The organism is Saccharomonospora saliphila YIM 90502 (assembly GCF_000383795.1).
GTDB classification, from domain to species: domain Bacteria; phylum Actinomycetota; class Actinomycetes; order Mycobacteriales; family Pseudonocardiaceae; genus Saccharomonospora; species Saccharomonospora saliphila.
Genome location: NZ_KB912598.1, coordinates 1 through 2,505, shown reverse-complemented (window position 1 = coordinate 2,505; position 2,505 = coordinate 1). Strand labels below are relative to the sequence as shown.

Annotated in this window: 2 protein-coding genes and 1 pseudogene; 2 read left to right on the top strand and 1 reads right to left on the bottom strand. The window is 73.2% G+C overall.

Annotated features, from left to right (window positions below):
• Positions 1–222: 222 nt before the first annotated feature.
• The gene (locus tag SACSA_RS0100385; protein WP_028661387.1) at positions 223–1,047 is read left to right on the top strand and encodes a metallophosphoesterase family protein; all 825 of its coding nucleotides are present in this window, start codon (positions 223–225) and stop codon (positions 1,045–1,047) included.
• A 75-nt stretch (positions 1,048–1,122) separates the two neighbouring features.
• Here the strand turns inward: SACSA_RS0100385 and SACSA_RS0100380 are convergent, their stop codons facing one another.
• A complete protein-coding gene (locus tag SACSA_RS0100380) occupies positions 1,123–2,013 on the bottom strand; it encodes a PAC2 family protein (protein ID WP_028661386.1) in 891 nt (296 codons plus the stop codon).
• A gap of 223 nt (positions 2,014–2,236) precedes the next feature.
• Between SACSA_RS0100380 and SACSA_RS0100375 the strand changes: the two are divergent.
• Positions 2,237–2,505: pseudogene (locus SACSA_RS0100375) on the top strand (HAD family phosphatase); the annotation flags it as partial.

Below are 2,505 nucleotides of genomic sequence, written 5' to 3'. Positions count from 1 at the left end.
CACCGCCCCGCGGGACCCGGACTGCTCCCGCGCGACGGTCCGCGCGGAGAGCGGTGGCGTCGGCGCCGTCGCCACCGGCAGGTCCGCCGGTTCCGGCCGGTCCCGGACGGGCGGGACCGGCACCGGGGGCTCGTGAGTGCCTGCCTATCGCCACGCGACCGGCCCCGACGGTGCGGCCTCGGCCGGGACAGGGGCTTGCCCCGGCCGGTTACCGTGGGCAGCGTGCCGAACCTGTACGCGACCAGCGACCTGCACCTCAGTCACCGCGACAACGCGCCCCTGCTTGACTCGGTCCGGCCCGAGAGCCCGGACGACTGGCTGATCGTCGCGGGCGATGTCGCCGAGCACGCCGACGCGGTGTCCGACGCGCTGGCGACCCTGCGGCGGCGGTTCGCCACGGTGGTGTGGGTGCCCGGCAACCACGAGCTGTGGACCACCCCGAAGGACCCCGTCCAGGCCCGGGGCGAGCAACGCTACACCGAGCTGGTGCGGCGCTGCCGTGAGCTCGACGTCCTCACCCCCGAGGACCCGTTTCCGGTGTGGGAACACGGGCCCCGGCCCCTCACCGTCGCCGCGTTGTTCGTGCTCTACGACTACAGTTGGCGCACCCCCGCCGCCGAGGGCCACTCCCTCGACGAGGCGCTGCGGCAGGCCAGGGAGGCGGGCGTGGTGTGCACCGACGAGTACTTGCTGCACCCCGATCCCTACGCCGGACGCGCCGAGTGGTGCGCCCGGCGCCTTGAGGTCAGCGAGAAACGCCTTGCCGAGATTCCCGGTGACCACGGCACCGTCCTGGTCTCCCACTGGCCGCTGCACCGGCATCCCACGGCGCCGCTGTACTACCCGGAGTTCGCGATGTGGTGCGGCACGAGCGAGACCGCCGACTGGCACGTGCGCTACCGCGCCGAGGTGGCCGTCTACGGCCACCTGCACATTCCCCGCACCACCCACCGTGACGGCGTGCGCTTCGAGGAGGTGTCGCTGGGCTACCCGCGCGAGTGGAACCGGCGCTCGCGCGGCGCGGTACCGCTGCGCCGCATCCTGTGACCGCGGGCCCGCGGGCGCCCCACCGGGCCGACGAACCCGGCGGGGCCACGGTGCCCGGCGTGCCGGTAGGTGTACCTACCGTCCGGACGAGCCGGACGAGCCGGGCCCGTCCGGACGGTGCCTGCGCAGATACCGCTCGAACTCCGCGGCGATCCGGTCTCCGCTGGATTCCTCCAGCGTGATCTCGGCGTCCCCGCGTTCCTCCAAGGTGCGGACGTACTCGCTGACCTCGTCGTCCTCGTCGGCCATCTCACTGACGGTCTGCTGCCACTCCTCGGCCTGTTCCGGCAACGCTCCGAGCGGAATCCGCACGTCGAGCACGTCCTCCAGCTTGCGCAGCAGGGCCAGGGTCGCCTTGGGGGAGGGCGGGTGCGACACGTAGTGCGGCACCGCCGCCCAGACCGAGACGGCCGGGACACCGGCGCGCACGCACGCGTCCTGCAACACCCCCACGATTCCGGTCGGCCCCTCGTATCCACTGCTTTCCAGGCCGAACCGCGCCGCCGCGTCGGCGTCGTAGGCCGTTCCGGTGACCGGCACCGGGCGTGTGTGCGCCGTGTCGGCCAGCAACGCACCCAGGGTCACCACGGTGTCCACGTCGAGCTGCCGGGCCTGCTCGAGGAGTTCGCCACAGAAGGCCTTCCACCGCATGTTGGGCTCGGGTCCGTGCACGAGCACGACGTCCCGGTCGAAGCCCGCCGGCCTGCACACGGCCAGCCTCGTCGTCTGCCACTCCACCCGCCTGGTGACCCCGTCCACCAGCTTCACCGAGGGGCGGCTGACCTGGAAGTCGTAGTAGTCGTCCGGGTCGATTTCGCCCAGCGGTTCGGCGTCCCAGTTCAGTTGCAGGTGTTCCACGGCGGTGCTCGCCGCGTCGCCCGCGTCGTTCCAGCCCTCGAACGCCACGACCATCACTGGCCTGGGCCGCGAGGGGCGCTCTGTCGTCTCGTCGAAGGGCGTGCTCACCCCTCCAGCCTACGGCCCGTGGCGAGTCGCGCCTCGCACCGTGCGCCGGACGGCCCGGCCGTGGCGGGGTCGTAGGCTGTCGGCCGGGCCGGGCGCACCCGCCCGCCCATCACGCGGCCGTCCGGGCCCCTCCGGCCGTCCGCGGTGCCGGTACCCCGACGACCGAGGAGACAACGTGGACCGACCGTCCGCTGTGGACGGGCTCGCCGCCGTGCTGTGGGACATGGACGGCACACTCGTAGATTCCGAGAAGCTGTGGGACATCGCCCTGTACGAGGCGGCCGAGCGTCTCGGCGGGTCGCTGTCGGCGGAGCAGCGCGCGACGCTGGTCGGTTCGAACATGTTCGCCACCTGCCGGTACCTGCTCCGGATCACCGGGCACGAGGTCGGCGAGGGCGCGGTGTCCGAGCTGGCCGACTGGGTCCGCACTCGCACGGCGGCGCTGTTCGCCGACGAGCTGCCGTGGCGGCCGGGGGCCCGGGAGGCCCTGTC